Annotated in this window: 29 protein-coding genes; 6 read left to right on the forward strand and 23 right to left on the reverse strand. The window is 37.6% G+C overall.

The window, feature by feature from the left end:
- Nucleotides 1–12: 12 nt before the first annotated feature.
- From AF333_RS31935 to AF333_RS17055, 4 genes are all read right to left on the reverse strand, one after another.
- Complete coding sequence (locus AF333_RS31935) at nucleotides 13–222, reverse strand: transposase (RefSeq protein WP_255322303.1); 210 nt, start codon at nucleotides 220–222, stop codon at nucleotides 13–15.
- 499 nt (nucleotides 223–721) lie between these two features.
- Nucleotides 722–1,174, reverse strand: a complete 453-nt coding sequence (locus AF333_RS17050) for a hypothetical protein (protein ID WP_043065174.1) — start codon at nucleotides 1,172–1,174, stop codon at nucleotides 722–724.
- Nucleotides 1,174–1,329 (reverse strand): hypothetical protein, encoded by a 156-nt coding sequence (locus AF333_RS33765; protein WP_158502364.1) that lies wholly within the window; start codon nucleotides 1,327–1,329, stop codon nucleotides 1,174–1,176. Before AF333_RS33765 ends, AF333_RS17050 begins: the two co-directional genes overlap by 1 nt.
- A gap of 225 nt (nucleotides 1,330–1,554) precedes the next feature.
- Nucleotides 1,555–2,421 (reverse strand): Rpn family recombination-promoting nuclease/putative transposase, encoded by an 867-nt coding sequence (locus AF333_RS17055; protein WP_043065173.1) that lies wholly within the window; start codon nucleotides 2,419–2,421, stop codon nucleotides 1,555–1,557.
- A gap of 545 nt (nucleotides 2,422–2,966) precedes the next feature.
- On the opposite strand from AF333_RS17055, the gene AF333_RS17060 reads away from it, so the two are divergent.
- Nucleotides 2,967–3,938, forward strand: a complete 972-nt coding sequence (locus AF333_RS17060; RefSeq protein WP_043065172.1) for a YpdA family putative bacillithiol disulfide reductase — start codon at nucleotides 2,967–2,969, stop codon at nucleotides 3,936–3,938.
- A gap of 249 nt (nucleotides 3,939–4,187) precedes the next feature.
- On the opposite strand, the gene AF333_RS17065 is transcribed toward AF333_RS17060, so the two are convergent.
- Nucleotides 4,188–4,649 (reverse strand): hypothetical protein, encoded by a 462-nt coding sequence (locus AF333_RS17065; protein WP_043065171.1) that lies wholly within the window; start codon nucleotides 4,647–4,649, stop codon nucleotides 4,188–4,190.
- Nucleotides 4,650–4,856: 207 nt separating this feature from the next.
- On the opposite strand from AF333_RS17065, the gene AF333_RS35525 reads away from it, so the two are divergent.
- Nucleotides 4,857–5,045, forward strand: coding sequence for a hypothetical protein (locus tag AF333_RS35525; protein ID WP_235496533.1), 189 nt, complete (start codon nucleotides 4,857–4,859; stop codon nucleotides 5,043–5,045).
- Here the strand turns inward: AF333_RS35525 and AF333_RS17070 are convergent.
- Nucleotides 5,042–5,299, reverse strand: coding sequence for a hypothetical protein (locus AF333_RS17070; protein WP_043065170.1), 258 nt, complete (start codon nucleotides 5,297–5,299; stop codon nucleotides 5,042–5,044). The genes AF333_RS35525 and AF333_RS17070 overlap by 4 nt on opposite strands.
- Nucleotides 5,300–5,780: 481 nt before the next feature.
- Between AF333_RS17070 and AF333_RS17075 the strand changes: the two genes are divergently transcribed.
- Nucleotides 5,781–6,287: a GNAT family N-acetyltransferase gene (locus AF333_RS17075; protein ID WP_235356621.1), complete on the forward strand. Its 507-nt coding sequence runs from the start codon at nucleotides 5,781–5,783 to the stop codon at nucleotides 6,285–6,287.
- Between the two features lie 53 nt (nucleotides 6,288–6,340).
- Here AF333_RS17075 and AF333_RS17080 read toward each other — a convergent pair whose 3' ends face one another.
- The 3 genes from AF333_RS17080 to AF333_RS17090 form a co-directional block, all read right to left on the reverse strand.
- Entirely contained in the window at nucleotides 6,341–8,266 is a 1,926-nt protein-coding gene (locus AF333_RS17080; RefSeq protein ID WP_043065169.1) for an FtsX-like permease family protein, read from the reverse strand.
- Nucleotides 8,253–9,014, reverse strand: coding sequence for an ABC transporter ATP-binding protein (locus AF333_RS17085; RefSeq protein ID WP_043065168.1), 762 nt, complete (start codon nucleotides 9,012–9,014; stop codon nucleotides 8,253–8,255). The genes AF333_RS17080 and AF333_RS17085 overlap by 14 nt, the downstream gene beginning before the upstream one ends.
- A 533-nt stretch (nucleotides 9,015–9,547) precedes the next feature.
- Nucleotides 9,548–10,513, reverse strand: coding sequence for an ABC transporter substrate-binding protein (locus tag AF333_RS17090; RefSeq protein ID WP_043065167.1), 966 nt, complete (start codon nucleotides 10,511–10,513; stop codon nucleotides 9,548–9,550).
- Between the two features lie 245 nt (nucleotides 10,514–10,758).
- Here AF333_RS17090 and AF333_RS17095 point away from each other — a divergent pair, with 245 nt between their 5' ends.
- Nucleotides 10,759–11,313, forward strand: a complete 555-nt coding sequence (locus tag AF333_RS17095) for a DUF4253 domain-containing protein (protein WP_052520438.1) — start codon at nucleotides 10,759–10,761, stop codon at nucleotides 11,311–11,313.
- Between the two features lie 160 nt (nucleotides 11,314–11,473).
- A complete protein-coding gene (locus AF333_RS17100) occupies nucleotides 11,474–12,925 on the forward strand; it encodes an IS1182 family transposase (protein WP_043063790.1) in 1,452 nt (483 codons plus the stop codon).
- Nucleotides 12,926–13,162: 237 nt separating this feature from the next.
- Here AF333_RS17100 and AF333_RS17105 read toward each other — a convergent pair whose 3' ends face one another.
- Together AF333_RS17105 and AF333_RS17110 are read right to left on the reverse strand one after the other, a co-directional pair.
- Nucleotides 13,163–13,597 (reverse strand): hypothetical protein, encoded by a 435-nt coding sequence (locus AF333_RS17105; RefSeq protein WP_043064640.1) that lies wholly within the window; start codon nucleotides 13,595–13,597, stop codon nucleotides 13,163–13,165.
- Nucleotides 13,598–13,681: 84 nt separating this feature from the next.
- Nucleotides 13,682–14,182 (reverse strand): hypothetical protein, encoded by a 501-nt coding sequence (locus AF333_RS17110; RefSeq protein WP_043064639.1) that lies wholly within the window; start codon nucleotides 14,180–14,182, stop codon nucleotides 13,682–13,684.
- Between the two features lie 321 nt (nucleotides 14,183–14,503).
- Between AF333_RS17110 and AF333_RS17115 the strand changes: the two genes are divergently transcribed.
- Nucleotides 14,504–14,977 carry a DinB family protein gene (locus AF333_RS17115; protein ID WP_043064638.1) on the forward strand — a complete coding sequence of 158 codons (474 nt, stop codon included), beginning with the start codon at nucleotides 14,504–14,506 and terminating at the stop codon, nucleotides 14,975–14,977.
- 222 nt (nucleotides 14,978–15,199) lie between these two features.
- On the opposite strand, the gene AF333_RS17120 is transcribed toward AF333_RS17115, so the two are convergent.
- From AF333_RS17120 to AF333_RS17170, 12 genes are all read right to left on the reverse strand, one after another.
- The gene (locus AF333_RS17120; protein ID WP_052811835.1) at nucleotides 15,200–15,697 is read right to left on the reverse strand and encodes a zinc-binding dehydrogenase; all 498 of its coding nucleotides are present in this window, start codon (nucleotides 15,695–15,697) and stop codon (nucleotides 15,200–15,202) included.
- On the reverse strand, nucleotides 15,649–15,816 hold the full coding sequence (locus tag AF333_RS33770; RefSeq protein WP_158502322.1) for a hypothetical protein: 168 nt from the start codon (nucleotides 15,814–15,816) through the stop codon (nucleotides 15,649–15,651). The genes AF333_RS17120 and AF333_RS33770 overlap by 49 nt, the downstream gene beginning before the upstream one ends.
- Entirely contained in the window at nucleotides 15,794–16,528 is a 735-nt protein-coding gene (locus tag AF333_RS17125) for a mannitol dehydrogenase family protein (protein WP_052811833.1), read from the reverse strand. The genes AF333_RS33770 and AF333_RS17125 overlap by 23 nt, the downstream gene beginning before the upstream one ends.
- A 139-nt stretch (nucleotides 16,529–16,667) precedes the next feature.
- Nucleotides 16,668–17,903 (reverse strand): MFS transporter, encoded by a 1,236-nt coding sequence (locus AF333_RS17130; RefSeq protein WP_043064637.1) that lies wholly within the window; start codon nucleotides 17,901–17,903, stop codon nucleotides 16,668–16,670.
- Nucleotides 17,904–18,074: 171 nt separating this feature from the next.
- Nucleotides 18,075–19,085 carry a LacI family DNA-binding transcriptional regulator gene (locus AF333_RS17135; protein ID WP_043064636.1) on the reverse strand — a complete coding sequence of 337 codons (1,011 nt, stop codon included), beginning with the start codon at nucleotides 19,083–19,085 and terminating at the stop codon, nucleotides 18,075–18,077.
- A 139-nt stretch (nucleotides 19,086–19,224) separates the two neighbouring features.
- Nucleotides 19,225–19,566, reverse strand: coding sequence for an orotidine 5'-phosphate decarboxylase / HUMPS family protein (locus tag AF333_RS31940; protein WP_080787619.1), 342 nt, complete (start codon nucleotides 19,564–19,566; stop codon nucleotides 19,225–19,227).
- A 28-nt stretch (nucleotides 19,567–19,594) separates the two neighbouring features.
- Nucleotides 19,595–20,431, reverse strand: coding sequence for an SDR family oxidoreductase (locus tag AF333_RS17145; protein WP_043064635.1), 837 nt, complete (start codon nucleotides 20,429–20,431; stop codon nucleotides 19,595–19,597).
- Nucleotides 20,428–21,504, reverse strand: coding sequence for a mannonate dehydratase (gene uxuA / locus AF333_RS17150; RefSeq protein ID WP_043064634.1), 1,077 nt, complete (start codon nucleotides 21,502–21,504; stop codon nucleotides 20,428–20,430). The genes AF333_RS17145 and uxuA overlap by 4 nt, the downstream gene beginning before the upstream one ends.
- Nucleotides 21,505–21,516: 12 nt before the next feature.
- Nucleotides 21,517–22,140 (reverse strand): bifunctional 2-keto-4-hydroxyglutarate aldolase/2-keto-3-deoxy-6-phosphogluconate aldolase, encoded by a 624-nt coding sequence (locus tag AF333_RS17155; RefSeq protein WP_043064633.1) that lies wholly within the window; start codon nucleotides 22,138–22,140, stop codon nucleotides 21,517–21,519.
- Nucleotides 22,141–22,152: 12 nt separating this feature from the next.
- Nucleotides 22,153–23,172, reverse strand: a complete 1,020-nt coding sequence (locus AF333_RS17160; RefSeq protein WP_043064632.1) for a zinc-binding alcohol dehydrogenase family protein — start codon at nucleotides 23,170–23,172, stop codon at nucleotides 22,153–22,155.
- 65 nt (nucleotides 23,173–23,237) lie between these two features.
- Entirely contained in the window at nucleotides 23,238–23,783 is a 546-nt protein-coding gene (gene hxlB / locus AF333_RS17165; protein WP_043064652.1) for a 6-phospho-3-hexuloisomerase, read from the reverse strand.
- 13 nt (nucleotides 23,784–23,796) lie between these two features.
- Nucleotides 23,797–24,753, reverse strand: a complete 957-nt coding sequence (locus AF333_RS17170) for a sugar kinase (RefSeq protein WP_043064631.1) — start codon at nucleotides 24,751–24,753, stop codon at nucleotides 23,797–23,799.
- Between the last annotated feature and the right edge of the window lie 213 nt (nucleotides 24,754–24,966).

A 24,966-nucleotide genomic window follows, 5' to 3' on the forward strand; every position in this document is an offset into this window, starting at 1 on the left:
TTTTTCACATAATCAGACCAAATAGCTAGAGGACAATTTAAAGTACAGTGAGCGTCCAGACTTCACTAGTTTACTTGCCACTTTAATGAGGCGCGTGCGAATTGTTTGGATTTGAATTCCCTTGTAGCGCTTGGGGAAACTCAGCATACGGAGCCAGTTTGTAAAATTATAGGTAAACAGACTTAACATCATGCGTGCCTCGTTGTTGATAAGATGCGACAATAGTTCGTGGCGAACCATAGGTGACTTGTATATCCGTTAACTCGTTTACCATCCTTCGCAATCGATGATTGACATCCCAATCATACACTCGTCTTCGTGTATGACGATTTCGACTACTTATTCGATGATGTGTTGGTCTACCCGTTGCATTATACTGCCATTTGCTTATGGCATCCCCGGGTAAGATTATCTCAATTTCTTGACCAAGTTCATTGTACTGCATCGTTGCTGTCCAAGTTTCTTGATCGAAGCGAGAAGTAGTTATATTGTCATTTCAATGTCTCGTTTCCAATAGTGAGTCATAAACGCTTTAATATCAAAGCTTCTAGAGGTTTTGGTTTCTCGTTTCTCGTTTCTCGTTTCAAAAAAACCCATGTCCCAGAAGATAGTAAATAAAAAAACATATGTAAAGAAAGGGTTATATAACGTTTTCTTTACATATGTTTGAAATATTTATACCAGTTTACCATCAGGTTTAAAAATCCCTCTATTTGTACAGTCATGTTTTTAAATCTTCTGTACTATTGCTTAATTGCTCGATAATATCTAGAAATAGATTGTGAGTATCTACAACTAAATTTTCTTTATCAAGAAATTTTCTCATTACATTAATTACTTCTTTTTTTAATTCATCTGGAACTTCATCAATTCTATGCTTGATAACTAGACGAAATACACGCATAGAATCCTTCTTAGGAGGTATCTTTGGAATTGAAAGAATATATTCCCATTTATTTTCATAGTTATCAAACTGCGGTAAAAAAGCTATTCGTTTAGCTACGACAAATTTAATCCGTTTATTTTTAGATTCAGCATGTCTCATTAAAAAACTATATAAACTTTGAGTATTAACCTTAAACCTCTCGGAAATCATAACTAGTGTTCTAACAAACAATTCTAAAATTTTTTCATCCACTTCATAATTGTATGCAATTTTTATTAATTTTTCCATCACAGAAGGATTGGAAAAAAACTAATTCGATCAACACCGATTTCAGCACATGTCTCCTTATACACTTTTTTTATTAAAGAAAGCGCATTTTCTGGTAATGCCTCTAAATCATTAATTATCCTTAACATTTCTTCTTCATAATTTACTTTGGACATTTAATTATCCCATCCTTATTAACATTTACTGTCTTACCTTTTTGCATTACCTCGTCTATTTCTGTCATTTGAATCAGATGCGCGTCCCGTTCTTCGTTCGGATAATGAACCGCAATTTACCACCCATCATTTTACGCAAGCAGGTGAAGTATTTGGGACCGTTCATGAGCGTATTCCGCCACGAACACCGAATATGAAGAATGATATCCAATAACCAGGGTTTATTTATTGCCTGCGGAGTTGTTCAATTTCTTCCTGTGTAAGCTCGGTTAATTCAGCTATGGTTTTGTTATCCATTCCTTTTTGTATCATGCCTAAGGCAACTTTCAGAATACCTCTTTTTTCTCCTTGCTTTTCAGCTCTTCTTAAAGCGGACTTTTCATCCAACAGAGTTTTCCTACGGGCTTCATAGGCCAATAAAACTTCAGGATCCTGGCTTACACGTTCCCACTCGTCTATCGCTTTTTTTAGGGTTTGATCTTCCTGCATCGCGATCTCCTCCAATACTTGTGTAATTTCCTCGTCTTCTGAAGCTTCAAGCAAAAGCAGCCAGCGCACCAATTGATTTTCTCGCGGATTCACTTCGCCACGTCGCCACTTGATCAGTAGCTTAGGCAACTCCATAAAATGAATCTCTAATGTATCGGTTAACAGGAACTTCTCTTCTGTTTCGTATAACTGAAAAATCGAATGGTATCCAGGTGTATGCGATAAGTAGCGAAAATCAACGATATTAATGGTAATGGTCCGGCACAACTCTCCGTAATCCATCCCCTCTTTCATCTGGCTCGTATACATACGAGACCAGTAATACAAGGTTCTTTTTTCCATATCATGCTTATTATTCATCTGAATTTCTACATTTACGCGACTTCCATCTTCAAGCTGTGCATGCACATCCAGAATCGATTTTTTATCCTCGGTATTTTCTTTGTTAAACTGCGGATCCAGCAGAGTAACCTCTGTAATCTTTTGGCTATCAGGCAAACGGAGAGCAGCATTCAAAAAAGCGGCCAGAATGGATTCATTTCCGTGTGTACCAAACAAGGCTTTAAAGGCAAAATCTATGCGTAGATCCAATCTTTTTCCCATAACGTCCCCCGTACTTTTTTCTTTCGTTACCTCTTAGTATATCATGTTATTAGACTGGATTCTGGACATGCGAACCCAAGAATGCAAAAATAAAGCAAATCTCTTCTTTCTCCATCTTTCCTACTTCCAACCACGCTACCATGTCAAAATATTAACCATAACTTATATAGATATTCTCTTATTTCACTATAATAAGGGACAGGAGCCACATACAAAAAATATAGGGCACTCCGATGTCCTATCAAATTGTCCTGACCAAGCGAAAGACAGCAACTGTCTCCCTCTTCGCGTCTACCCAGATGTTTTGCGGTCCCGCCTGGCCATGGCAAAAAGTAGCCTGCTTGCTTCCATGCGGGAGACGAACATAATACTTCTTTTATAAAGTACACACTTTTAAGTAAAATAGTATTTTTAAAGAAACTGATTGTAACTCACTATTGTGCTCATCGGATTTTGACGTGTTGGCAAGATCTCACTCCATCGGTTATGATAGTAATATTGTTTTATTTATCCTTATATAAACTATCATTGAGAGGTGATTAACCTTGGAAGAAGTCGTGATCATCGGGGCGGGTCCTTGCGGATTATCCGCTGCGTTAGAGCTACAAAAAATCGGTATCGAGCCTCTTATTATCGAAAAGGAATCGGTGGTTCACTCGATTTATTTATATCCTACGCACCTGCAATTTTTCAGTACTCCAGAGCTACTTGAGATTGGAAATTATCCTTTTTCCACTCCGAATGAAAAACCGACAAGGCTAGAAGCATTAACATATTATCGGAATGTGGCAAACAGAAGCAAACTCCGCATCCGTCCTTATCATAAGGTTACTACTATTCAAGCACAATCTGACGGAACTTATGCATTGACCGTAGAGGACCGGTTTAAACATACAAGCACTGTAATCACGAAGTATGTCGTAGTGGCAACTGGTTACTTTGATTATCCAAACTTGCTCGGTATTCCTGGCGAGCAATTGCCAAAAGTTACCCATTATTTTCGTGAAGCTCACCCTTATACAGGGACGAAAGTGGCTGTCATTGGCGGTAGCAATTCAGCCATTGATGCGGCGATGGAACTCCTTCGAGTTGGAGCGGATGTGACAGTCATATACAGAGGGGAAACATATTCACCGATTATCAAACCATGGGTTCGTCCGATATTTGAAAGCATGGTGAATAAAGGTCGTATCACTATGTTATTTCGCTCCCATGTAACAAGGATTTCAGAATCAACCATTACTGTATCCAAAAACGGTTTAGAAGAGCAATTGGACAATGACTTTGTACTCGCTCTGACCGGATTTCGTCCTGATAGAAGCATGCTGCGTGAAGCTGGTGTAGCTTTCCAAGATGATGGAGAAATCCCCGTGTTTAATCCAGATACCATGGAGACCTCTTCCCCAGGTCTCTACATTGCAGGCGTAATCGCTTCTGGAAGAAACGCCAATGAAGTCTTTATTGAAACGGGACGAATGCATGGGCGATTCATTGCAAATCACATTGCCAGCAAGTGAAATTGTTCATTTACAAAATCGAACAGAATAAAAGTATCCACCTGTTTGGCAAGAGCCGGTTAATCATCCATCACTCTTATCAAACAGGTGGATTTTCTTATGCCTATTTCTAGATATTCATTTCCACAGCAGAACAAAGAAGGAATAAAACAAAGAAAAGATGCAGATACTTGTAGTAAAATCTGCATCATGTGTACTATCATTTTAAACCCTGTTTCCGATAAAAAATGCGGCCACTTTCCAGTTTTTTTATATGTGTGGAATTTCAAACTTCAGTTCTTTTTGCTGAAGCTCTTTGATAAAATCAAAAGCTAATTTTGCAAGTTCTATATATTCTTTGTCACGAGTAATACGGTACAATTCCATAAAATCGTTATGTTCATCAAGCAAGTCATCAATTTGTTCTTGTGGGCTCTTTTTACTGTTGATGCTCAACGTGCTTTGCCTGTTCTTTGCTTTTCTTTTTTCAAGTAACTCCCAAGCCTCTTCAGCCGTACAGATAAGTGTCATATTATCATCATAACCATCTAGGTATAATCCATCAGGAATTCGGGCTAAGTCATAATAAGATTCCTGATACATCCCTTCTGAGGAATAATAGATGAGTTCTGTGTATCCTTCAACACGATACAACTCATCTTCACACTCATCGATTCTAACAATGTCTCCAAAATCAAAACGACGCTTGTCCTGCCCTGCTGAGTCATTCATGAATATCCCCTCTTTTCTCAAAAAATGGGCTATTTATCGAACTCGTGGCTTCATACTTTTATTTTTTCACTACAACGTTACGTATTATATTTTTTACTTGCATGTTACATTTTATTTTTCCAGCACTACATATGAGCAAGTACAATTAGTGGAAATTATGTATATAAAAGAAAAAGCCCTGAGATAGGGCTTCTATATACATCTGATTTGATAAGTCGACAAATTCTTGTGGTGAGAGGTAAGAAAAGAAGGAAGGGCGGTGGCGGTCGGAAAAAAACACGTTGGCCTTTCTTCTGCTGGAGCGCAGGGCGCATCCAACATCTTCTTTTTCTGAATTACCTACTTCCAACCACGCTACCCTGTCAAAATATCAAGTGCAATTTATATACATTTTAATAATCGTCTGTATATTCTTCTGCATAGGCATAGGGCGATTCATGAACTTTAATCGTCTCTCCGGATTCTAATTGGTACGTTCCAATCGAATGAATGGCTTCCCCGTTACCCGTATAAATAGCTGGAACCCATCCACGTTCAGGATGTAATAGTTCAATTGCTTTTCCGGCTATCAATGGTATAACCTCTCCGTTCTCAATAGCTATCTTTCCGCTACCATTAACGAGTTGAAATTTACCTTGAATACTCTCCATGAAAAACCAGCTCCTTTACAGGTAATAATATAGTTCCTGTTTATGCAGGAGTTTTAATTGTAACATGTATATTTTGAAAAAAAAAACATGTGTTACAAGAACGTTGTAATTGGAAGTCAAGTTATAATAAGGTAAAACATCGAATTATTACAGGGAATGATTATAATGCCATTAGTTGAAAGCTCAAGCTACATTAAACATTATTATGAAGACTCCTCTATTGCATATTCTATAATTAAAGAGCTTAATCCCAAAGAAAATGTTCATGATGCATGAAATGAACTACCGAGGCTATAAGTAACATAATTATTTTATGGTTAACTTGCAATATGTTCGATAGACTTGCTTCCAACCACACTCCCCTGTCAAAATATCAAGTGTAATTTATATAGTTTGTTATAATATCTAACAAATTTGTTCTGCAAAGCAATTTCTTCGTCTATATTAAGTGGGTATACCATACCGAATTGAGGTGTTTATATTGTTTAACAATGTGAAAATTGAAGAAGTAAAATCAATTGAAAAACATCTTGATCAGCTTTCGGAACTTCTCGTAATGGTAGTAGAGGATGGTGCATCCATTGGGTTTTTACCACCAATGAAATTTTCAGAAGCGAAAAAATATTGGGAAACCCTATTAAAGCCTGAAGTGATTTTATTTATAGCTAAATTAGACAATGAGATAGTTGGAAGCGTTCAGTTGCACTTATGCACTAAGCAGAACGGTAGCCATAGAGGTGAAATCGGAAAATTAATAACACATCCTCATTTTAGACGTAATGGTATTGGTCGTTTATTAATGCAAGCAGTTGAAGAAAGAACAAAACAAGAAGGTAGGACTCTTTTAGTCCTCGATACCAGAGAGGGAGACCCTTCTAATCACCTCTATACTTCAATAGGTTTTATTAAATCAGGACGAATTCCTAACTATGCTAAATCAGCCGATGGGAAACTACATGCAACTATTTTATATCATAAATCCTTTTAGCTTAATTATAGTATATTTTTGTGTTCGAGAATTCATCGGAAGTTGACTATACTCTATTCCTCATAAACCAATTTCGTATAATTTTTACTTATTTTTACATAAAATACTATCATAATAGATACAAATAGCCCTATTCCATACATCATTTGTAATACAAAGCTGACATTCATAATCTCTTCCAGCATATTTATAGCTACTACACTATGAATGATTCCTAAGATAACAGGGAAAAGGAATGCAACCCCTATTTGTAAGTAGATTGATTTTTGAATCTCTTTTTTGCTCATCCCTATCTTCTTCAGCATTATATACTGTTCTCTATCCATTAATGCATCGCTTAAGATTTTAAAATATATCGTACTAAAAGTAGCAAGCATAAAAACTATAGACATTATCAAACCTAAAAAGAAAAATATTTCCAGTGCATAATATTCCCATATATACTGTTTTACATAGCCACTCACTTTTGCTAATCCATCTGGTACGATCTTAGCAATATTCTTAACAAGCTTTTCACTGTCTTCTTGCCCTGTAATTTGAATTCCATTCAAAGTTATTTCTGATACATTTGTTTTTAATTTTTCATATTCCCTATCATGTAAAACATAAATATTTTTCTTACCAAATTTGGCCACATTACCCGTAAAGGGCACCTGTATGTTTTCCTTTATATAATAAGTATTCCTATCCAGTCTTATCTTATCACCTTTTACATTAATAGGAGCTGCCATCGTATTAGCATTCAAAATAAAAGTGATTTCATTTTCTCTTGGTTTTATTTGCTTTAATATGCTTTTGCGATTTTTATACTTCAAAAACTCTAAAGTCTTTTGTATCTGAGAATAGCTAGTAATAATAGCTTCATTATTGTAGTCAACTTTTTTAACTTTACTTACGTACTCAATGTTACCTATAAAAAAATTGACTTCATTTACTCCTATTAATTCATGGGCTGATTCTGCAATGGTTACTCTAACTTTATCTTTCGTGTTTTTATCATTACTTTCATAACTAAGGCTATATGGTGCCTCTATCATTTCATGGTCCTCTGCATACTGTTTAAACGATAAACTTATACTGCATGCAGTAACTGTTGCTGCTGCCAAAATAGCTGTCATTGCTAGGCTTCTATAATTAGCCTTCAGTCTAAAGAAAATATTGCTTATACTAACTAACCTTACATCTTTATAAATCATGTTTTTCGATTTTGTTAATTTACTGAAAATAATAGTTAAGAAACTTCCAAAAAAGAAATACGTACCAAAGCTCACCAGAACAAGCGTTATCATTGAAGTAGTCATTAAATCCCAATCCCAACGCTTGAAGTTACTTGCAATCATATACCCTACTGCTATTAGTAGGATCCCTAGGATCCCTTTCTTGTAATTTAATTTAGGTATAGAAGGCTTTGCTTTCGCTGCATGAATCATATTTATTAATTGGCTTCTTTTGACTACGTTGTAGTTCTTAAAGCCTAAAACTACAAATAGCGTTCCGAAAACTATAACAAGTTGCAATATAGCCTTTGGTGCCACAGTAAATGGCAACTCTACCTCTAAATACATCACTTTGCCTAAAAGTATGAAAAAAAACTTTGAAAATAAAATTCCTATAGATAATCCTATTAACAAAGATAATCCGCCTAAAAGCATACTTTCAATTGCAAAAACTCTTCCTATCTTTGAAGAGCTGATTCCCATCAACATATATAGTCCTGTTTCCTTCTGTCTTTGTTTGAAAAAGAACCCATTAGCATGCCACATAAAAAATGCTACAGTGCAGATTAATACAAATCCACAAGTCATACTTGGAATTACAGCAGATTGCAACCGTTTTGTTAATTGAACAAATGTATCATTGTACTGTATGGAAATGAAGTTATAATATGTGGCTACAGTCACTACCAGAACTATTAAATACAATCCATATATGTTTAAATTGTTTTTTAAAAGTTTGTAAGCTATCTTAAAGGAGTTCATCTTCTCCTCCTATTACGGAAAGTGTGTTTACTATCTTCTTGAAAAGGTCCTTCTTGCTTCCATTACTGTCCAATCTTCCATGAATCTTTCCATCCTTCAAGAACATGATTCTGCTACAATAGCTTGCTGCAATTGCATCATGTGTCACCATGATAACTGTTGTTTCTAACTTTTTATTGATGTTCTTAAAACACTCTAGTACTTCTGAAGATGACTTGGAATCAAGCGCTCCTGTTGGTTCATCAGCAAAAATAACGTTAGGTGATGTAACAAGTGCTCTACAAATAGCAGCCCTTTGCTTTTGTCCACCAGATAACTCATAAGGATATTTATCTAGCTGATTAGTAATTCCTAATAACCTAGTAAGTTCATTTATTTTTTCAAAAATAACATTGACCTTTACATTATTCAAAGTAAGCGGTAAAGCAATATTATCCCTTATAGTCATATTATCCAATAAATTAAAGTTCTGAAAAACAAATCCTATAGTATCTCTTCTAAACTTAGCTAGTTCACTCTCCTTAATCGTAGTAATGTCTTTTTTATCTATTAATACTTTTCCTGAAGTAGCTTTATCAATAGTAGACATAATATTCAACAGGGTTGTCTTTCCAGACCCTGAAGGCCCCATAATACCAACAAATTCACCTTCATGAATGTCTAAATTTACTTCTTTTAATGCTCTAAAGGCACCTCCTGCTTCACCATATTCTTTTATCACATTTGAAACTTCAATCATTTTCTTCATATTCTAACAACCCCATTAGTTTAGATTTTACTTCGGTGGAACCTCTTATATAAATTACACTTGATAGTTTGACAGAGGAGTGTGGTTGGAAGTAGGTAATTCAGAAAAAGAAGATGTTGGATGCGCTCTGTGATCCGGCCAGCGTGTCTTTTTCCGACCGCTCCCACCCTAAAAATTTATCGATTTATCAAATCAGATGTATATAGATATAACGCGGGTTTACTGCCTTAACCAATTTAGTGCTTGATTTAATTAAAAGTTATTAAGTACACTACAAATCAAGTAAAGCGGGGATTCATTTGAATGGACTGTATGCCTATTATAGTAAGCTAACTTTAAAGCAGCTTTAAGATAAGCTTAAATGTAGCTTAATGATGTTGGACTAAAAAATGATATAGGTGTAAAAGAAAACCCGCATAACATCACTTTACTAAGTGTCCGTTATACGGGTTACAATTTAAATGTTTGCTCAATTTTGCTTCTTACTCTGGCCTTGACGTTACAAAGCGTCTGTGTTCTCCTTTTTAAAAAACTTACTTCTTATTCTCCTTACTTCTTTCAATAAGCATATCAACGATTAAATCAATTTGTTTCATACTTGCAATCGGATCATAACGATAAAACGTATCAAAGTCATTATAAAATAAGGTGTTGTTCTTAACTGCATCTAGATTCTTCCAAACTGCTGATGCCTGCAATTTCTTTAGCTCTTCGCCCTTTTTCTCGGGATCATAGGTCGTCAGGAACATGTAATCAGCAGCGTATTCCGGTAACACCTCTATGGAAAGCTGCAAAGTTTGGTCCTTGGCACTATTTTTATGTGGCATTTTCAACTTGAGCGCATTATATACCGCTTGTCCGCCTCGACCAGCGTTGTCTCCGAACATATAGATGTCGCCTTTATCTGTTAGCTCATACAGACCGAAAGTAGCATTCTCATCAATGACTCCTTTTAGCTTCTTACGACCTTCTGCGGCCTTTTTATCAAACGCAGCAATAAACTCCTTCGCCTTTTCTGGTTCCCCTACAATGTCACCAAATAGTTTTACTGTTTCATAGATGTTGGTCGTAGTGCCATATGGAATGTACAGGGTGGGAGCAATCTTAGATAATGCTTCATAGTTCTTATCATACATAACGACAATTAAATCAGGCGCTAGCGCCAACGTTTTCTCAGTGTTAATAGGTTCGCCAACATCCTGAGCACCCTTAAGCTGCTCGGTCAGGAACGGATTGTCGAAGGCGGTTGGTTCAACACCAACAACGTTTGCTCCTACAGAGAGTAGTTCACCGCCATAATAATCTGTAACAATTCGCTGAGGTTTTACTGGAATTTTAACAGTTCCCTTTACAGTTTCAAAGTTGCGGAATTCCCCGGTGGATGCTTTGGTGGCTGTTTCCTTTGGTGCTGTTGGTACAGCACCGCCGCAAGCAGTTACGAGGACAGAGAATACAATCATAATTGCAAAAGCGCTGAAAAACCATTTTTTCTTTAGCATGATAAACCTCCCCTATGTATATGGATAACAGCAGACTTATAATGGCACGAAAATGATAATGATAATCATAATCGATAACATATGGAATATATCAGACAACTTCCTCCCTGTCAATATATACATATACTTTGCTCGACTTAGGAAGAAAAATCGATGTCTTTACTCGAACATATTTTTGTAAAAAGAAGGAGAATTGTAACTTAAACCATAATTAAGTTATAGATGAATTTTTTAGGAGGAGATTTATGAATCTTATAGAGGCTGTTAAAGAATTTGAAACTCTTGCAAATCAACCTGTGCGTCCCTATTCTACTGTAGACTTTGGAAGGGGAAAGAAAGAAGGTGTATATTCTGTTTTAGTAGATGCGATTGATGCATATGAAATTATAACATCGTTGCGTTCCAAATTAGGAAATGAACTTATTACCTTTATAGGAACGACCAACTTTCTTTCTGATGATGCCCCTGAAGACGGAATGGTAGAAGTTGTACTTGGAAAAGGGGAGTCTCAGTTTGACATTTTACGCATAGCAGAAACAGATGCTTGTAATTACGATATGATGACAGAAGAGTTAATTGAGAAGCTACAAGAGTATGATCGTGCTTTTGGAATCGACATTACTCAGGCGGAAACTGATACTGTGCAATTCTTCTTAAAAAATGAACCGGAAGACTGGAAATGGTTTTGTAAAGACTTATATGATTTTTGTCCAGATATTGTTGATCAAGGATGCGGTAACCTTGAAGTTTTAGAGAGCGAAATTAAAAAACGGAAAGCTGTGTTCCTCTGGTGGGACTAGGATTTACCTACTTTTTACTTTTGTATAGAAAAACCTCCCGAGTTTTCCCAGGCCACTGAAAAAGTCCTCTTGACCTAAAAAAGGTATCATCCCTCCATTTGTGAGGAGATTATACCTTTTTTCTGTATAATCAAGGTATCAATTTATGCGGGTGGTTACGATGATTCAAAAACAACAATCCATGATCTTCAGTCCGTTTATGGCTATTTATGATTTGGTCATTCCAAAGGATAACCTGTTGCGAAAAATTAACGAACTGATCGACTTCTCTTTTTTATATGACGAGCTTAAAGATAAATATTGCCTTGATAACGGTCGAAACGCCATCGACCCGATTCGTATGTTCAAATATTTATTGTTGAAGTCGATCTATGACTTGTCTGATGTCGACGTGGTTGAACGTTCGAAATATGACATGTCTTTTAAGTATTTTCTTCAAATGGCGCCTGAAGAGTCTGTGATTGAATCAAGTTCATTGACCAAGTTTCGGAAACTGCGTTTAAAAGATATCGACCTTTTGGATATGTTGATCAATAAGACTGTAGAAATCGCCATTGAAAAGGGGATTATCAAAAGTAAAGCCATTATCGTCGATGCCACTCATACGAAAGCTCGGTACAATCAGAAGTCCCCTAAAGAAATCCTGATGGATCACTCAAAAAAGTTGAGAAAAGTCGTATATACCCTAGATGAAACCATGAAAAACAAGTTCCCCGCCAAAAACGCAACGAATGTATTGGAAGATGAGATCGACTACTGTCAAAAGCTTATTGACGTGATCGAAAAGGAAGGCAGTATTTCCGAGTATCCAAAAGTAAAGGAACAGGTAAACCGTCTTAAAGAAGTCGTCGCTGATGATATCGAACCGTTGCCGATCTCAGAAGATCAAGATGCAAAGGTGGGGCATAAAAGTGCGGATTCTTCGTTTTTTGGATACAAAACACACATAGCCATGAGTGAAGAACGGCTGATCACGGCCGCAACCATTACGACCGGTGAAAAAAATGACGGAAAACAATTACAGACGTTAGTTGAAAAAAGTGTGGCAGCTGGCATGGAGATTGAAACCGTAATTGGTGATACTGCTTATTCGGAAAAAGGAAATATTGAATATAGTCAGGAGAACGATATCAAATTAGTCGCTAAATTAAATCCTTCCGTTACACAAGGGAATCGAAAGAAGGAAGATGAATTTGAATTCAATAAAGATGCAGGAATGTATGTATGTAAAGCAGGACATATGGCGATCCGGAAAGCTCGACAAGGAAAAAAAGGGGTAGGTAAAAATCAAAAAAATACGTACTATTTTGATATTGAAAGGTGTAAGCGATGTTCCTTTAAAGAAGGATGTTATAAAGAAGGAGCCAAAAGCAAGAGTTATTCTGTTAGTATTAAATCCAACGAACATGTAGAACAGGAAAAATTTCAAGAAAGTGAGTATTTTAAAGAAAAATCGAAAGAACGATATAAAATTGAAGCTAAAAATAGTGAGTTAAAGCACCGACACGGGTATGATGTGGCGTCATCCTCGGGTCTTATTGGTATGGAATTACAAGGGGCAATGGCTATATTTACAGTGAATTTGAAAAGGATATTGAAACTAATGGGTTAAAAGCGAGAGATACAGCTAGTGATAACGGGGAAAAAGACGACTCTGCATTCAAATACTGAATTAGAGTCGTCTTTTTTGATGAATCAATTTAGTTACTCTAAAAAACGCTAGTTTTTCAGTGGCCTCAGTTTTCCCGGGAGGTTTCTAACTATCCCCTGCTTGCCCTTATTATGACATGCCTTGTTTCCTGCACCGCAGTTTTTAACACACAGATCGTGCTTTTTTGACTGGTTTCTCTTACCCTCTTCCCTTTTCCTTTACATATTCGCGGTATCCCCAAAAGGCCTCATCCAGTTCCCCTTCCCCTTCCCCTTCAAGAAGTACCATCACTGCATAAGGAATCATATCCAGCCATTCCTCTAGGAGAGCCGACTGCTCCGGAGTAATGAAGTTGTTTCTCTGCAACATGCCGCTAGAATCAATCGCCCAGGCCCTGGCAAGTTGACAAATGCTCCAAAGACAAGAAAGGATATCCCGATTCACCTCGGCTTTTCGGAACTCATCGGCAAGCACTTCAATGATTTCCATGAGCTCATGAAAATTTCGTTCGTCCAGTTCTCCGCAGAACGGCCTAAGTATTCCGAGGAAGCCGTGCTGCATCTTCTCATGTTCCAGGTCATTATGAGCGAATGCATGACATTTCAGTAAAAAAAATGCTGCTTCTTTATTCACGAATATTAATAATGTCTTAATCCCAGTTCATAAATAGGGGCATCGCCAGTTTGCCTTTCCAGCATTTGGGACAGAATCAGAGAATCAACCCGAAAATTTCTCTCCAGTCATATTGCAGTCTTTGAGTACTAACCAAAAGTTGTCTTCATCATAAGCTCGTATAGTTCCATGAATCTCATAACCTGGGTAAAGATTTTCCGCCTTTGCCTGACTCCGGACCTCTTCATCATTGGCAACAGCGAAAACAGTATCGCTTATTTTGATAATAATACCTTGCGGATAAAACATTACGATTGCACCCTTGACTCTCCGTCCTGGCCCATACTGCTGTTTCGCCTGATTCCACTCTTTTCGGTACGGCTCTATAGCCTTGTTCCAAAGCACTTCGAACTCGTTTTTATCGATCCATTCATCATCGATTAGAAAATCAATGGCTTTTTCATTCAGATGAAAATGAGGGGCAATCGATGTCATAACCTGTTGCTCATCCATGACGACAATCTGCCTATATGCAATACGGTCTGCATCTATCTCAAAATAATAAAATTCACCTTCTTCAACACCTTGTGCTTTTACATACCTCATAGATTACATCACCCCCTAAGAATTTTAACAGATTCAGCCATCGTAATCCGCTTCTCTATTCGTTCCCAAACAATTTTATTTGTTAACTCAGATTCAACTAAGTGGTTACGATCTTCTGAGCTACCCGTGAGAAAGAGAATTCCTCACAAATGACCATAAAATGCTTCAACTATCTCAACCTTGCATTATTTAGATAATTAATAATAATTAAAACAAAAAAATAATACATTGATAAATGAGTGTCCACTAATTATACTAACACTGAGAGTGCCACTTTCTACCTTTTGATTATACGGTAAAAAATGAATGGAGGGATTTTTTATGTCTCAAGCTATAATAAATACGGCTAAATCTGTACGTCAGCTAGTTATACGTCAAGTTCAAGCGATTCCTGAGGAGTTATTTGATGTTCAACCCCAGCCGTTTAGCAATACGATTAGATGGAATGTCGGACACATCGTTTCTTGCCTAGATTTCTTTCTATCCCTTGGTTTTCCGTTCGACTCCAATCTTCCAGAAACCTATAACAGTTTATTCAAGCCAGGAACAAGACCATCTGACTGGACCGATACCCCTCCAACGAAAGAAGAGCTTATTCAATATTTGTCCGCACAACTTGAGAGCTTATCCGACGTATCTCCTAGTACATTAGATAAGTCGCTAAAATCCCCGATTGAAATGGGACCACTACGATTTGAAACTGTTGGTGAGGTGTTTAATTTCGCTTTCATTCATGAAACCATGCATTCCTCCACCATCTCATGTTTATTGAAAGTAAGCCAGTACAAAGAGTAACCTGCTAAGCTTTTTACTCAAAGGACAGCCCCCATCATCAAGTAAAAAAAGAACACTATCCTTTACTTTGTTATTAGAAAAGGATAGTGTTCTTTTATGTTCTAATCAAACCTATCAAGAGTTTGAGATCGTTTGGAGCGATTCATTAAACATCTGAATTTATGTTAACATAATTTGTTTATGGTAAAATAAAGGTTTTTCTTGACTTTTAATCTGTATATATTATACGTAGTATTTTTGTTCTATATATTCAAGTTTAAAGACAAATTTATCTTTAAAATACGAAATCGTTTCTTCAAACGCAATTCTCTTGGTGATATACGCATTAGCATCTATTTTTTTGGATGACAATGCTGCCATTACTGTATTAAAATCTTCTTTTGTCGTATTTCTGCTCGCAAATAAAGTAAGCTCTTTTGCTTGGAAATCAGGGTCAAAGAAAGCAATGTGTTCTTTTACAAGGCCCACATAGACTAATTTCCCCCCATGCGCTACCCATTTAAATGCCTCAGTCATTGAATTTTTGTTTCCTGTAGCATCAAACACAATGGTCGGCAGATCACCATTATTTAGACTTCTTAATACACATTCATTGTCCTCTGAAGGCAAGAATGTTTCATCTACATACGCCCAATCTTTGGAAAATCGAAGTCTTTCTTCATTCATATCCATTAAAATCGTTTTTGCACCTTTTTCTTTCGCAAATGCTGCGACGCCCAAACCAATCGGTTTCCAATTCGTTTAATCGCAATTTTCACGTCATCTCGCTTTATTAAAGTCGGATTCCTTACTTCCTCTAATGTCATCACACCAGGTTCACGACAAATAATTGTTTTCACTTTCCGTCATCCTTTCTATTGTATGTAACATACCCTCACGGCTCTGAAGGAGCAGTATTTCGTGAATTACACGACTACGCTCTTCTAAATAAGAAACGAGCTTTCCAATAAACCTTTGTAGAACTGCTCGTAAATCCTTCTCTGTTTGCGAGGTTTGCCAACATGAGTAGAACAACTGAAAATCATTGAAGTTATCCCGAATGGTATAGAATTTTTCTTCATTCATAAACTGTTCACCAACTTGAGCAACACGATAAAATTGAAACAATCCTGCTAAACTAAGCACAATTCCTTTTGGAAGCTTACCCTCTTTTTCAAAAAATGCCTTTAAACTGGGTAATAGCCTTGTCTTCCATTTAGCAATGCTATTCAAACTGATGTCGATTAATCGGTGATAAATAAAAGGATTTAAAAATCGATCGATGACACTATCAGCATATTGATGTGCTTCTGATCTTAATTCCGCCGGTAGATGAGGAATGATTTCATCCTCCATAGTAGAAAGAATCCATCTATGAACCACCTTGTTTTCCATCGCTTCTTTTACCGTTTGAAAACCGTTTAGTAGTCCCGCTACTGCAAGCATCGTATGGGGACCATTCAACAGCATGACTTTTAATTTGCGGTATGGCTCAACAGCTTCAAATTTCACATTTAGTCCTACTTGACGAAATGGTAGCTTCTCCGGTAAATCCAAGGGGCCTTCAATCATAAACAAAACGTTGTATCTTCACTCTTTACTCTTCCCTTCTCAATCTGCCATTTTAAACAATATGTAAAATGCTAAAAAAGGAGAGGATATACTTATCTAATTGAATAAATACAATCCTCCCTCTTTATACATCCATTCGTTACGCAGCTTTGACAATCGGTCGGACAAAACGAACGACAGCAAGAGAAGCAAAAATCGCTAACCCGCCTGCAAGTATAAATGCAGGTGTAAACGTTCCCGAAGTATCAACTAAAAACCCGGTTAGTGTCGGACCAATAATACCTGCTGTGTTAGCTAAAAAGTGCATAAACCCACCAACAGATCCTACATTATTTTGATCGACAACATCCTGGATAATTGCCCAGTAAATCGCACCTGTCAAGTATAAAAAGAATACGGAAAGAGCGACAAGTGTTACAGCGCTTACAGTGGTTGAAACGAGGCCAGCAAATCCGATACACATTGCAGATACAAACAAGCAAGAAACAAGAATCACTTTTCTTGAGAAAAGCACACCTTTGTTAGCAAATTTCTTCAGCACATAATCTGAAACAAAGCCTCCTGCTGCAAGACCAATAAAACCTAAAACCCAAGGAATAACAGTGATAATACTCATATCTTTCACACTTACACCACGTGCTTCTACTAGATAACTTGGAAACCAGGTTAAGAAGAAAAACAAAATATAGTTATAAGCAAAAAATGCGAATGCAGTAAACAATACTGTTTTTTGTTTCAAATAAAATGTTAGAGGTATTTTTTCTTTTGGTTGAGCCTCGATTTGAACAGCGGAGTTTTCATTCGGATTTTTCGCTGGTTTTTCTTTTACAAATTTCCACCAGAAAATAGCCCAAATTAAACCAATAGCCATAATCAAAATAAACGAAATTTTCCAACTATAGGCAATGGCGATAAACCCTACGATTGGTCCAGATATCGCTCCACCTAGTGGTGTACCACTATTTGTTAACCCGATTACCGATGCACGCTGATTAGCAGGAAACCAGTTGTTGACCATTTTATTAATCGTAGCTGACAAGGGACCTTCACCCATACCGAACAGAATTCGAATCACGATTAGACTTACAAATCCAACCGCTAAAGCGATAGCGCCACTAAAAAGGGACCAGACAATCATCGCTACAAATAACGTTAGTTTAGCACCATACTTGTCAGATGCAACGCCTCCTAGAAAATTAAAAATTGCATAACCGACAGAGAAACTACTGAAAATAATCCCCATTTGAGTAGCTGTGAGTGTTAAATCCTCCTGGATAAAAGGAGCTGCGATCGAAAGTGCAGAGCGATCTAAATAATTGATTACACCTGCTAAAAATAACAAAATAATGACGGGTAATTTATCTTTTGAAAACACACAATTTCCTCCTTTTTCTTCACCTTAACCATTTGAAAATTGTTCTTTAAATAAAGTAGGAAAACGCCTTCAATTGTAAGGAAACGAGATAAAACATTCTTTTCAGTTTATAAGTAAACCGGTTTAGTTTTAGGGTGAAAAAGGGAAATCCCTTTTTCACCCTTTTATTTTTTATAAACAAGAACTTCTAACTATAAGGGTGGGCGCAAAACGCTGTATCAATGGAAATTGCTCCTGTCCTTCTTCTTTTTTCATTTGTTGAAGTAATCGTTCAACTGCTTGTTGCGCCATTTCTGTTGTCGGTTGTGCAACCGTTGTTATAGGAGGTGTATAAAAACTAGCAAAAGGAACTTCATCGATTCCAATCACTGCGACATCCTCGGGTATCTGTTTGTTGTTTTCTTTCATAAATTTCAGCACTTCAATAAGCACAATATCATTTCCCGCCAAAATAGCTTGGGGAGGCGTTTTGCATTGAAACAATTCCGTGAGAGCAAGAGAAATTTGATCGGCATCCACTGTCTTAATGTAAGCTTCGTTTACTTCAATCCCGTGAGAATTCAGAGCATCTTTATATCCTTGAATTCTTTCCACACGCGGACTAATATTTCGAATGATGGACGTGGTCACAATGGCAATTCGATTGTATCCGTTTTGAACAAACTGATTTACGGCCAATTGAGCGGCCAAATGATTATCTAACATGACCGTTTCAATCTCTATATGTTCAATTGTTCTGTCCATGAAGACAATCGGGAACTCGTCTTGTTTCATCTGCTCGTATAAATCGATATTTCCCCCTGTGGGAAATATAATAATGCCATCCACCTGTTTTGCTCGCAACATTTCTATATATTTTCTTTCTTTTTCAGGTTGATCATCTGCGTTACAGACAATAATGTGAAAATCATGTTTATGAAAAAAATCTTCAATAGCACGTATAATATGCGTAGAAAACGTATGCAAAATATTTGCAACAACAACGCCAACAGTAAAGGTCGATTTCTGCTTTAAACTTCTTGCTACAATATTGGGTTGGTAGTTTAGCTCCTTAATCGTTGCTTCAATTTTTTTCCTCGTCTTCTCACTCATGTAATCGTATCGTTTGTTCAAAAACTGAGAGACCGTACTTTTCGACACATTTGCGTGTTTCGCTACATCTGATATTGTGATATTCTTCATCTTTTCATCCCATCTTTTGCTACTCATGTGAATTATTCATTCTACTAAAACAAGTTTCTCATTGCATGGATAAAGTAAAACGATTTAGTAAAACGATTTATATTAAGTGTAGCAAAATTATAACGTAGATGAAAACGCTTTACAATGATTTTTTTGAAAATTTGTTTTTAATCGTTTCTGCAACTTGATGGGCCTCTAGAATGGTTGGTATGGGCGCAAAGCCCATAACCGTAATACAATCAGCTTCAGCTTGAAACGCCTGCATAGCTTCAAACCTTCCTGTATCACAGATCTTCATATCTGTAACAATCGGTAAAAGAGGGTAGTTTTGTCGTACTTCACGTACAATGGCCATTCCATACTCTTTAATAATGCCTGTACCAATCTCTACTAAATCAACACATTCCCGTACTTCTTTAATCAGTTGAAAACAACGGGACCAGTCTAGGCGATCCAGGGCTAATTGTATTTTAATTTTTATTCACCTCGATGAAAAAGTCGTTAGGAATTTATACACCGGAATAAGCCATAAACCCTCCGTCTACTGGAACTGTAACACCTGTTACAAAGCCAGAATATTCATTATCCACAAGCCATAGTAATGTCCCAAGTAAATCTTTTGGTTGACCAAATCGCTTCATTGGAGTACCTGCTAAAATTTTTTGTGATCGAGCTGTATAATTACCATCTTCATCAAGTAACAAATTTCGATTTTGTGTTGTCAAAAAGAAACCTGGAGCGATGGCATTCACGCGCAAACCTGTTTCGGCAAAATGAACAGCCATCCACATTGTAAAGTTATTAATAGCGGATTTTGCCGCACTGTAGGCAGGAACCTTAGTCATAGGTGCGTAAGCACTCATAGATGAAATATTCACAATGACCGGTGACTCTGCCTTTAACAGCTCAGAACCGAACACCTGACTTGCCAAAAACGAACCCGTGAAATTGCTATCAAAAACGTGTAAAAATCCTTGCTCTTCTAGATCAAAAAAGGATTTTCCTGGAGATTCTTCATCATAAATTTCTGAGTCAGTAATAGCAGTCGGATGATTACCTCCCGCGCCATTAATTAGTATATTTACGTGACCAAATGCAGCAATAACTTCTTCCTTTGCTTCTTCAAGGGATTTTCGGCTTAATACATCTGTTGAAATCGAAATGGCTACTCCACCATTTTCTTGAATTTCATCGGCAATTTTTTGTCCTTTTTCAGCAGTGCGATTTAATATCGCTACTTTAACCCCATGCCTTGCTAATTCTCTCGCCATCTGGGAACACAGTACACCGCTACCTCCCGTGATCACAGCTACTCTATTTTTTAAGTTTTCGTGTAATGGTATCATACAGATTGACCTTTCTGTTTTGTCTCATATGCATCCCACAGACCAAGTAAATACATAATCCCCAATGCTCTGTCATAAAGACCATAGCCGGGACGACATACTTCTCCCCAAATATGGCGACCATGGTCAGGTCTAACATACCCAGCATAATTTTGGTTGTGCAATGCTTCGACAACACCTTTTATATCAATAGACCCGTCTTGTGTGTAGTGAGATGTTTCAACAAAATCTCCATTCTCATAAATCTTCACATTCCGAATATGTGAAAAAGGTGCACGAGATGCGTATTTTTCTGCTATTTGAACCATATCATTAGCAGGATTCGCCCCCATTGAACCTGTGCACATTGTGATTCCATTAGACGGGGAATCTGAAATAGCAAACAATCGTTCATAGCTTGCTGCTCCTGTAATAATCCGTGGCAGTCCAAAGATGGACCATGGTGGATCATCAGGATGGATCGCCATTTGCACGCCACATTCCTCTGCAACCGGCAAAATTTCTTTCAAGAAAATACCTAGATTGGTCCATAGTTGTTCTTCATCAATTGCTTTGTAGGCCTCAAACAATTCAGAAATACGAGCCATCTTTTCAGGCTCCCATCCTGGTAGTGTTAAATCCGAAGCTTCCGAAACGGTTCGAATTAATTCTTGCGGGTCTAAATTATCTACTTTCGCTTTTTCATAAAATAAAGCGGTTGAGCCATCTTCTAATGGATGAAACATTTCTGTCCGTGTCCAATCAAAAATTGGCATGAAATTATAACAAATGACTTTTACACCCGCCTCTGCAAGGTTTCGAATCGTTTGTTTATAATTTTCAATATACTTCATCCGATCTTCATTTCCCAATTTAATGGATTCATGAACGTTTACACTCTCGACTACGTCTGTATGAAAGCCAAAGGATTGGATGTAATTTACTTCCTCTTGAATTTCATCCTTTTCCCAAACCTCACCAACAGGCTTTTGATGCAAAGCCCAGACGATTCCTTTAGTTCCCGGAATTTGCTTCACTTGTTCTAAAGACACCGTGTCATTATCTCGACCATACCAACGAAAAGTTATATTCATATTGCACCTCCACTATTCCACACTTTTTTGCATGTATGTTTGACTAAGGGTGACAACTGCTTCATATCCGCCCTTTCGATATGCTTTATTCAAGTCACTACCTATGCCCACTGCAACTGCACCAGCTTGTATCCATTCCTTCATATTACCCAGATGGATTCCACCTGTCGGCATGATTTGAACGTTTGGAAGAGGTCCATTTATGGAACGGATGAAGGAAGGTTCAAAGTTATTCGCAGGGAATAACTTCAATACATCACATCCAGATTCAAGTGCCTTCACCATCTCATTAATTGTCATACATCCTGGTAAATAAGGTACACTATAACGATTGCAAAGGATCGCAATCTCTTTATTAAAATGAGGACTGACGATAAATTGTGCTCCTGCCAAAAGAGCATGTCTAGCTGTTTCAGGGTCCAAAACCGAACCTGCACCTAACAAAGCGTTTGACTGTTCTAGTGCATGAAAAACATCTGTAGCGTTAGGTGTGGTATACGTTATTTCAATCGCTTGAATACCACCTTCTACTGCAGCTTTTGACAACTGAATGGCTTCCTCTGCATTCTCACCTCTTATTACGGCAACTACTTTCGATTCTGTTAATTTCTGCAAAACTGTATATTTATTGTTCAACGTTCTGCCTCCTCAATCGAATACAATTAATGCTTTTCGTACTTTGTCAGGGTACTTCTCCACAAAATCAAACGCATCTTGAACTTTCTCCAAAGGAAATGTGTGTGTAACCAACCCATTGTGTGTCAACTTTCTTCCATTCAATAAACTGACTACCTTCGGAAATTGGTTGGTTTGTAAACGAGACCCTACAATAGTTACTTCTTTTTTTGTAATAGGGAGCTGTGAGATCGGGGCAGGTCGCTCATCAAATCCTAATACGACAACAGTTCCAGCCGGAGAAACAACGTCTACCGAAAGTTCAAATGTCATGGGTAGGCAAACCGCATCAATGACAACATTCACACCTTCCCCTTTTGTCCGCTGGGTCACAGTCTCTCGAATATTTTCACGTGATGCATTAATAACAATATCTGCTCCGTTTTCTTTTGCAAAAAATAAACGCTCATCATTTAAATCCGTAATCATAACGGTTGCACCTTGTAGCTTCGCCATTTTCAGAATACAAATTCCAATTGGGCCGGCTCCCTGAATCAAGACCGTATCACCCTTTTCCACTTGTCCTCTCCAAACGGCTTGAGCACCAATCGTATAAGGCTCAGCTAACACAATTTCATCCCATGGTAAGCTCGAATCAACAACGTGTATTTGTTTCTCAGGCAGTACAAACCATTCGCGCATTCCACCATCTTCATGAACTCCAAAAACCGATAAGGATGCGCAAACATTGGGTCGTCCTTTTCTACATGCGTAACATGTGCCACAGTAGCGAATAGGCTCTACCACCACATGGTCGCCCACTTGAATTGTTTTAACATCATCCCCTACTTCAACGACTTCGCCCGCTACTTCATGCCCTGCCACTCTCGGCAATGTTGCTAATGGATTCGTCCCATGATAAATATGCATATCTGAACCACAAATACCAACGCGTTTGACCTTAACTAAAACATCTGTCGTATTTTCGACCCTTGGTTTTTCAACTTCTTGTATAAGAAGTTCATGTGCTTTTTGTACTTGAACTGCTCTCATCTTTACACCTACTTTGTCAAAAATTCATATACATTCAGCGCAATTGAAATACCTTCTAAAGTCCCCTATTCCAGGTTTGCGTGCTGTTTTTTCAATGAATCGTTCGTTTGATTCTTCGATAAACTATCAATAATTGCTGCATCTAACAACAAATGAGCAGCTTGATCAAATTGATTACCTAGTGGTTGAATTGTTGAAGGCTCTCCTTCCAATCGATATTTGGTAGCCGCTGGAACGTGTAAAATTGCTGAACACCAGGTAAAATGCTTAACCTTTGTATTTGTCGTCACAACACAAACCAATGCACCTGTACTTGAAGCGGATTGCCCAATTTGTTTAATCATTGGTGTTTGGCCAGATCCTGATAAGATAATCAGCACATCACCTACTCCTATTGCGGGAGTCGTCGTTTCTCCGATAACGAATACAGTCTTGCCACTATGCATTAATCGCATTGCTATCATTTTCGCGACTAATCCTGAGCGACCTTCCCCTGCGAAGAAAAAGCGCGATTCCCGCTTCAAGAGCGAAACAAAAAATTCATATTCTCGATTACAGCAGCCTTTTAATACCGAATTGACTTCGTCCAGTATAAATTGAATGGTTGACACTGTTTCCACCGCCTTATCTTTCAATAACCGATTCCTGACGAATAAAAGACATCACCTCTTCTAAATAGGGTAAACCTTCATTATCTCCAGAAACAGTTGTCACCATAGCGCCAACACCGTTCGCAAAAACCAATCGTTCTTCACAAGAATAACCGTTTAATAATGCATAAATGTATCCGGCGTCAAAGCCATCTCCTGCCCCTACCGTATCGATAGGTACGACAGAAAACGCTTCTTTTTCATACCACATTCCATTCGTATACAACTTCGATCCGTTTTCACCATCTTTGATAACTAATTGATCAATTGCGTATTTTTTCGCAAATGAAGCAAGTGCCTCATCATGGTCATCTCCCAAAATTAATCGAATCTCTTCTCTTCCTGTGAGTAAAAGATCAACAGAAGAAAAAAGAGCAAAATAGGCTTTTCGTGCCTCTTCGATGGTCCACAATTTCAAGCGTATATTTGGATCAAACGAAACTATAATTCCTTTTCTTTTTGCAACCTCAATCACACGCTTCGCAATCAAAATATTTTTTGGATCGATTGCCAAATAAACGCCTGTAATATGAACAAGGTCAATTCCTTCAAACATAGAGTCCTTAATATCTTCGGGCTCCATAGTCAAAATTGGCGATTGATAACGGTAATAAAACGTTTTTCCCGAGCCGTCCTCCCGAATTTCTTTAAAGTTTAATGAAGTAGGGTACCCATCAACAAAATGAACATCGCTCATATCAATACCTTCTCCACGAGCAAAATGGTCGATGACACGACCAAACTCATCTTTTCCTAAGCGGCTCACCCATTTCGTTCGCAAACCTAAGCGAGCACAGCCAATGGCAAAATTCAATTCAGCTCCGCCCACTTTTCTTTCAAAATTCGAAACAAACCTTAGTGGGCCTGTCACCGATGGATTCATCGTAATCATTGCGTCCCCCAAAGTGAACACACCAAAGTTCGATGTCATCTTCTTTCCTCCTAACACCCTCTACCACCATTCAAAAAACATTTCATTCTAGTAAATTAAAAATTCCAATCTTTTAACTAAATCGGTTTAGTGAACCGGTTTAGTGAAATTTTAATTGAAACCCCTTTCAAAGTCAACAGAAAAATCACAAAAATTCTGTTGACTTTGAATTGGCTATGAAAAATAGCACATACTCAGTCATAATATATACAT

Source organism: Aneurinibacillus migulanus (assembly GCF_001274715.1).
In the GTDB taxonomy this organism is placed as follows: domain Bacteria; phylum Bacillota; class Bacilli; order Aneurinibacillales; family Aneurinibacillaceae; genus Aneurinibacillus; species Aneurinibacillus migulanus.

What these genes read in the sequence shown, in the direction of transcription:
- AF333_RS17050 (WP_043065174.1), bottom strand. Translation starts at nt 1,174, where the DNA reads ATGGAAAAATTAATAAAAATTGCATACAATTATGAAGTGGATGAAAAA.
- AF333_RS33765 (WP_158502364.1), bottom strand. Translation starts at nt 1,329, where the DNA reads ATGTCCAAAGTAAATTATGAAGAAGAAATGTTAAGGATAATTAATGAT.
- AF333_RS17055 (WP_043065173.1), bottom strand. Translation starts at nt 2,421, where the DNA reads ATGGGAAAAAGATTGGATCTACGCATAGATTTTGCCTTTAAAGCCTTG.
- AF333_RS17065 (WP_043065171.1), bottom strand. Translation starts at nt 4,649, where the DNA reads ATGAATGACTCAGCAGGGCAGGACAAGCGTCGTTTTGATTTTGGAGAC.
- AF333_RS17070 (WP_043065170.1), bottom strand. Translation starts at nt 5,299, where the DNA reads ATGGAGAGTATTCAAGGTAAATTTCAACTCGTTAATGGTAGCGGAAAG.
- AF333_RS17080 (WP_043065169.1), bottom strand. Translation starts at nt 8,266, where the DNA reads ATGAACTCCTTTAAGATAGCTTACAAACTTTTAAAAAACAATTTAAAC.
- AF333_RS17085 (WP_043065168.1), bottom strand. Translation starts at nt 9,014, where the DNA reads ATGAAGAAAATGATTGAAGTTTCAAATGTGATAAAAGAATATGGTGAA.
- AF333_RS17090 (WP_043065167.1), bottom strand. Translation starts at nt 10,513, where the DNA reads ATGCTAAAGAAAAAATGGTTTTTCAGCGCTTTTGCAATTATGATTGTA.
- AF333_RS17095 (WP_052520438.1), top strand. Translation starts at nt 10,759, where the DNA reads ATGAATCTTATAGAGGCTGTTAAAGAATTTGAAACTCTTGCAAATCAA.
- AF333_RS17100 (WP_043063790.1), top strand. Translation starts at nt 11,474, where the DNA reads ATGATTCAAAAACAACAATCCATGATCTTCAGTCCGTTTATGGCTATT.
- AF333_RS17110 (WP_043064639.1), bottom strand. Translation starts at nt 14,182, where the DNA reads ATGAGGTATGTAAAAGCACAAGGTGTTGAAGAAGGTGAATTTTATTAT.
- AF333_RS17115 (WP_043064638.1), top strand. Translation starts at nt 14,504, where the DNA reads ATGTCTCAAGCTATAATAAATACGGCTAAATCTGTACGTCAGCTAGTT.
- AF333_RS17125 (WP_052811833.1), bottom strand. Translation starts at nt 16,528, where the DNA reads ATGATTGAAGGCCCCTTGGATTTACCGGAGAAGCTACCATTTCGTCAA.
- AF333_RS17135 (WP_043064636.1), bottom strand. Translation starts at nt 19,085, where the DNA reads ATGAAGAATATCACAATATCAGATGTAGCGAAACACGCAAATGTGTCG.
- AF333_RS17145 (WP_043064635.1), bottom strand. Translation starts at nt 20,431, where the DNA reads ATGATACCATTACACGAAAACTTAAAAAATAGAGTAGCTGTGATCACG.
- uxuA (WP_043064634.1), bottom strand. Translation starts at nt 21,504, where the DNA reads ATGAATATAACTTTTCGTTGGTATGGTCGAGATAATGACACGGTGTCT.
- AF333_RS17160 (WP_043064632.1), bottom strand. Translation starts at nt 23,172, where the DNA reads ATGAGAGCAGTTCAAGTACAAAAAGCACATGAACTTCTTATACAAGAA.
- AF333_RS17170 (WP_043064631.1), bottom strand. Translation starts at nt 24,753, where the DNA reads ATGACATCGAACTTTGGTGTGTTCACTTTGGGGGACGCAATGATTACG.